Source organism: Microcystis sp. M113S1 (assembly GCF_020246945.1).
Classification (GTDB): domain Bacteria; phylum Cyanobacteriota; class Cyanobacteriia; order Cyanobacteriales; family Microcystaceae; genus Microcystis.
In genome coordinates, this window is record NZ_JADBSA010000112.1 from 1 (window position 1) to 5,221 (window position 5,221).

At 37.6% G+C, this 5,221-nt stretch carries 3 protein-coding genes and 2 pseudogenes; all 5 read right to left on the bottom strand.

Annotation, left to right across the window (positions count from 1 at the left end; genetic code table 11):
- Positions 1-468 (bottom strand): annotated as a pseudogene (locus IM319_RS05880) (Uma2 family endonuclease); the annotation flags it as partial.
- Between the two features lie 67 nt (positions 469-535).
- A pseudogene (locus IM319_RS05885) lies at positions 536-757 on the bottom strand (Uma2 family endonuclease); the annotation flags it as partial.
- A 147-nt stretch (positions 758-904) separates the two neighbouring features.
- A complete protein-coding gene (locus tag IM319_RS05890; protein ID WP_287734987.1) occupies positions 905-3,016 on the bottom strand; it encodes a hypothetical protein in 2,112 nt (703 codons plus the stop codon).
- An 87-nt stretch (positions 3,017-3,103) separates the two neighbouring features.
- The gene (gene rfbH / locus IM319_RS05895; protein ID WP_287734988.1) at positions 3,104-4,447 is read right to left on the bottom strand and encodes a lipopolysaccharide biosynthesis protein RfbH; all 1,344 of its coding nucleotides are present in this window, start codon (positions 4,445-4,447) and stop codon (positions 3,104-3,106) included.
- A gap of 20 nt (positions 4,448-4,467) precedes the next feature.
- Positions 4,468-5,079 (bottom strand): glycosyltransferase, encoded by a 612-nt coding sequence (locus tag IM319_RS05900; protein WP_287734989.1) that lies wholly within the window; start codon positions 5,077-5,079, stop codon positions 4,468-4,470.
- Positions 5,080-5,221 lie beyond the last annotated feature (142 nt).

Consider the following 5,221-nt stretch of genomic DNA (forward strand, 5'->3'; position numbering starts at 1 on the left):
ATCTAATTCTCCTGTTTTTGGCTGAAAAATTCCATAGACAGGTACTTGTAAGATTTGCTCATAAAAATACCATTTTCCATAGGGATAGTGAGGGTTGATGGAATATTCACTCCCTTCGGTTTCCGAGATAAACTCTAGGACAATTGCAGGAATTTCTCCTTGAAGATGGGGAGTATAACTGCGCCGAATTTCTCCACTAGCAATGGGTTTTACTGAGGGAATATAAACCCAGTCAGGTGCTTTGACAACAGTTTGAGTTTTAACGGTAGCACATAAGCCAAAATTAGAAGCAATTAGCATCGATTCGAGAATTAGTCCTGCTAATTCTAGAGATTCTCGTAAAGCTGCCGCTAATAGAGGTTGCAGGTTATTATCCACAGGTTCGTCAGGTAATATAAAATCATCTGGCAGTTTTTCCCAGGCGATTATCGTTGATTTTGTCGGTAAATCAATAGCAGATGGTGTCATTGTCGTAAACAGTCCTTCCTAATATTTAATAAGCTCTCATAAACTGCCCGCGACTAAGTAGGTACATTACTTGATTGGGGCTAAAGTAAACAAACATATTGCCTCCCACAAACGCTTCCCGTCCTTGAGTTTTTAACCATTGGGAGAGAGGTCTGACTAATAACTGCATTTGCAGTCCGTGTCGCTGGGTTTCCATGGGAATACCATCATCAGAAAGGAGTTCATCCTGGGTAGGTGGTAGCTTTATCTCTGCTGGGTTAGCACCAATTACGAGGGTTTCTTGAGCCATGGGTTGGTGGGGGTGAACAACTGATGGGACTTTCTTATCATAAACTATCATCAATGTCAACCCCTAGCGACCGCAATTTTGCTGCCAAGCGTTCGGCTCGTTTTAGGTTATGTGATTTTGTCAAGATTCTCTGACTCTATTACAGTTCTAACCTTTTACATAAATATCACAACTTCGCTTCATAGTAGAATCTATGCTTTTCCGGGATTCTAGAAGTTTATAATTGTTCTGATAGAGTAATTCTAAAAAAGTGCTACGAAGATGGTCAGACATCTTTAGAGGACAGACCGTGACAATTGGATTGAATTTCTTGAGAGCATAGGTAAAAGGGGACTGAAAAGAATTGTCCTCAGAGAAAATAGAGATTATCTCAGGATAGAACAACACTTTTCTGTTTTTGTCAAGATAATAGTATGACTCAAACCAATCAGAAATTAGAATTGATGGGCGGTTTAATTGCTTTTCTAATATAGCCACTCTCTCAGACAAGCTGGCTAAAGCAGACATTTGCGAATAGCTTTTAGGGCGTTGAAAATTATATATCGTTAAGGGGATAAATTTTACACAAGCGATTAGGGACATAATAATAAAGGGCATGACTAATACACTGACAAGGGAGAGTCTTAATAAATCAAACGAATCGGGCAATAGGATTGGCAAAAATTCCCTAAATGCCATTTTATTCTGCATCAATTCTGGTTCAGATTCAGACATTTTTTTTCGATAAGAACTAAAGGCATAATCAATCAAACAACCATAGGAAAGAAAGAAGGGAAGTGATACAGCTAACAAATTCCAAGGATGACTTCTATTGACAAAATAAAAGAGGCTAACTATTCCCCAGATGGCAATTACAAAACGATACTTAGCGTTTTTATCCTCAATAGGACTCTGAAAAGATTGTATGATGTTAAAACCGTAAACAACCATAAATATCATCCATATATTATCTGGAAAAGGCAAACCAAAAAAGCCAGAGCCAAATTTAAGAGTAGAACCCGTATAATTATAAAAATTGATAAATTCTCCAGCAATAATTCTAAAGCCAAAAATAATTATGAAAATGATAATTATAAAATTTATACTAAATCCCGTTAATTTTTTTATCATGTTTTTTGCGCTAAAACCATCTATTTTAAACTCATTCCAAATGTAAATAAAGAAATACATAATCAAGACAGATATACCAGAATCAAAATTACTTAATAGAGCCATTGCCACTAGAAAATCTAGAAGCAAATCTCGTAAGTTAATTGTTAAAAATCCAATGGGAAAAGTAGCTTTATCGAGAAATTTTCTTTCAGATATATACAACAAAGTTACCAGCAAAAGACAAGGAAATAAAGTTCTTAAAGGAAAATATTGAAAGTATAAATCTTGGGTTCCCACCCTACTATAAAAATAACTCCAAAATAGGCAGTTAATAAATACCAAAATTCTGATCAATGGATTTTTGTAGATAGCTTTAACTATTAAATAGTAAAGAAGAATCTGAAGAGCAATCAAACTACACACAACAATTTTAATAGACCATAGACTATTTCCCATTAATCGTGATAGTAGGCCAAGCCAAAGATAATATCCGCCATATAAACTTTTAAATCCATCATCAACAAGGGGAATGAAAGGGGAATCACTATTAATGGCCGCTAATGGGAAGAGAACCACATTAAAATGGTAGTTCGATTTATCAGTATAAACCAGACTCCAAGCAACTGATGTCACTGTCACTAAAACTCCAATAAAAACTATATTCTCAATCAATAATGTTCTCAAAAATTTACGAAGAGAAAATAAATGTAAGAGAAAAAATAAAATAACTGTTAAAATTAATGCTACTGGAATTAGCAACAAAAAATTCAAGCTTGATAAATAAGTTGTCAGCTTATCTGAGTTGGATGACATCTCGGGTCTAATATAGAGCCTGAGACTTTCAGCAGTTCCTTGGGTAAAGAGCCTTTGAATTGCTATCGTGTTGAAAACAAGACCAAGTCCCCACGAAATTAAAAACTCAAGATTACGACTTTGATTTGTGACTTGCCAATTATTGATTATTTTTGATAAAATAGAACTAAAATAGTTCAAAACTTTACCCAAGAATATAGGTAAAACAATAATTGAAATCAAAATAAATAGATACCACATTGCTTCATACTTTTCATTTCCTTTCAATCTGCTAAATCTTGTGGTAAGAAGATACTTTACATCAATAAAAATAAGTAGGAACGCCCCTACTCCTTTGAACCATTGATCGATCATATTTTTGTTCATTTATCTAATTTAATTTAAAGTATTATTGATAATTATTGACAATTCTGACGGCAGAATTGTCGGCTTGAGCTTGTGTTAACTCCTACAAAATGCTCTCATAGTTTCGGCTACATACTCTAACATCTCCTTGGTTAATCCAGGAAATACCCCAATCCAAAACACTCCTGCCATGATTTTGTCAGCATTACTCAAATCCCCAATAACCCGATAATTTAATCCTTGATACAGAGGTTGTCGCAGTAAATTACCCCCAAATAATAGCCTTGTGCCGATGCGTTTTTCCTCCAAATATTTAACTAAATCATTACGGCTAAAAGGCGCATCTTCCCTAACTAAGATAGGAAAGCCAAACCAACTCGGTTCAGAATGGGGGCTGGCTTCGGGCAGAACTAAGACATCTTGTAAGTCTTGTAATTTTTGATGCAAAAAGTCGAAATTTTCCCGGCGCTTTTGGATAAATTCCGGCAATTTATCCAGTTGGGCTACCCCGACGGCGGCTTGCATATCTGTCATCTTTAGGTTATAGCCCACATGAGAATAGGTGTACTTATGGTCGTAGCCAAAGGGTAAATCTCCTAACTGCCAACCGAAGCGTTTATTACAGGTATTATCCACCCCCGGAGGACACCAGCAATCTCTCCCCCAGTCGCGGAAAGATTCGACAATCTTTTTCAAGCGGGTATCACTGGTTAAAACCGCACCACCTTCTCCCATAGTCATGTGATGGGCGGGATAAAAGCTAACCGTTGCTAAATGCCCAAAGGTGCCAGTTTTTTGCCCTTTATAGAGACTTCCCACCGCATCACAGTTATCCTCCACTACCCAAAGGTCATGTTTTTCGGCAAAAGCCATCACCGCCTCTAAATTGAACGGGTTTCCCAAGGTATGGGCGATCATAATCGCTTTAGTCTTCTCTGACAAGGCCGATTCCAGCTGCTCGATGTCAAGGTCATAACCGGGTAATTTAACGTCTAAAAAGACCGGAATTAGCTGATTTTGGAAGATGGGATTAACTGTAGTCGGGAAACCTGCGGCAACAGTAATCACCTCATCCCCCGGTTTAAGTTGCTTTTCTCCCAATTTAGGCGAAGTTAAGGCACTTAAAGCCACTAAATTGGCTGAAGAGCCGGAATTGACTAATAAACAATGTTTTACCCCCATCCACTGGGCAAAACGTTCCTCGAATTCTGCGGCATATCTGCCCGTCGTCAGCCAGAAATCTAGGGAAGAATCGACTAATTTGACTAATTCTTGCTCATCAAATACCTTACCGGAAACCGGAACATAGGTTTGCCCCGCCACAAAAGCCCGGGGCTGAAATTTGAAGTCATAGTATTTCTGTACGGCTTGAAATACTTGATCTCGCAGGTCTTGTTCTTGCTCAGATGTATTAGTTGGACGATGGATAGGTTGTGTCATGATTTATGCAATAATGTTCGTTAGAAAAACCGCTCGATCAAACTATTAATTGTTCTGTCTTTAAAATTGTCTAATTTCAATTTAGAACAACGTCTCCAGAAAAGAGTTTTTTTCTGGCTTTCCGTTAATTTAATCCATTCATTATAGGTAGGAAACGCAAATTCCTCAAAAAATTTCATAAATCTTTCACAACCTTTTTCTACAGTAAAATCCTTAGCCCTTTCCCGGGCATTACTGACCATGTTAGCATAAAGGTCGGGACTACTCTTTAACTTACTAACTGCTGAGATGGCTTCGTCCAGAGAATTAACCAAAAGAAAGTCTAAGTCGCTTTTCTTTTCTGCTAAGATTGAGGACTCTGGAGTCACGATGGCTGGAACACCAGTTCGCCAACAATTGATTAATTTATTAGCGGGTTTGTTGATGTATGGCTTGCCATCGAAACTTCTAGCAGCAATAACCACATCTATATTACTATAGTCGTTCCACTTTTTAGGCTCAAGAATTGGCCACCACTTGCATCCTAGAGAGGATAGAGCATCACGCCATTTATCTGATTTCAGTTCTTCTGCTAATTGAGATTGATCACCAAGATAAGCCACATTTTCAACTAGACAGTCACGCTCTTTCAATCCTATCCATTAGTCACATCTTTCTTAACATAAAATTTGACAAAAAGAGAAAAGTGTGCAAGATGGCTCAAGGAGGTTCTATGGGGGGACTAATTTGATGAGATAGTTTCCAAGTCTGGCTGATATCATGTAACCTTCGCAG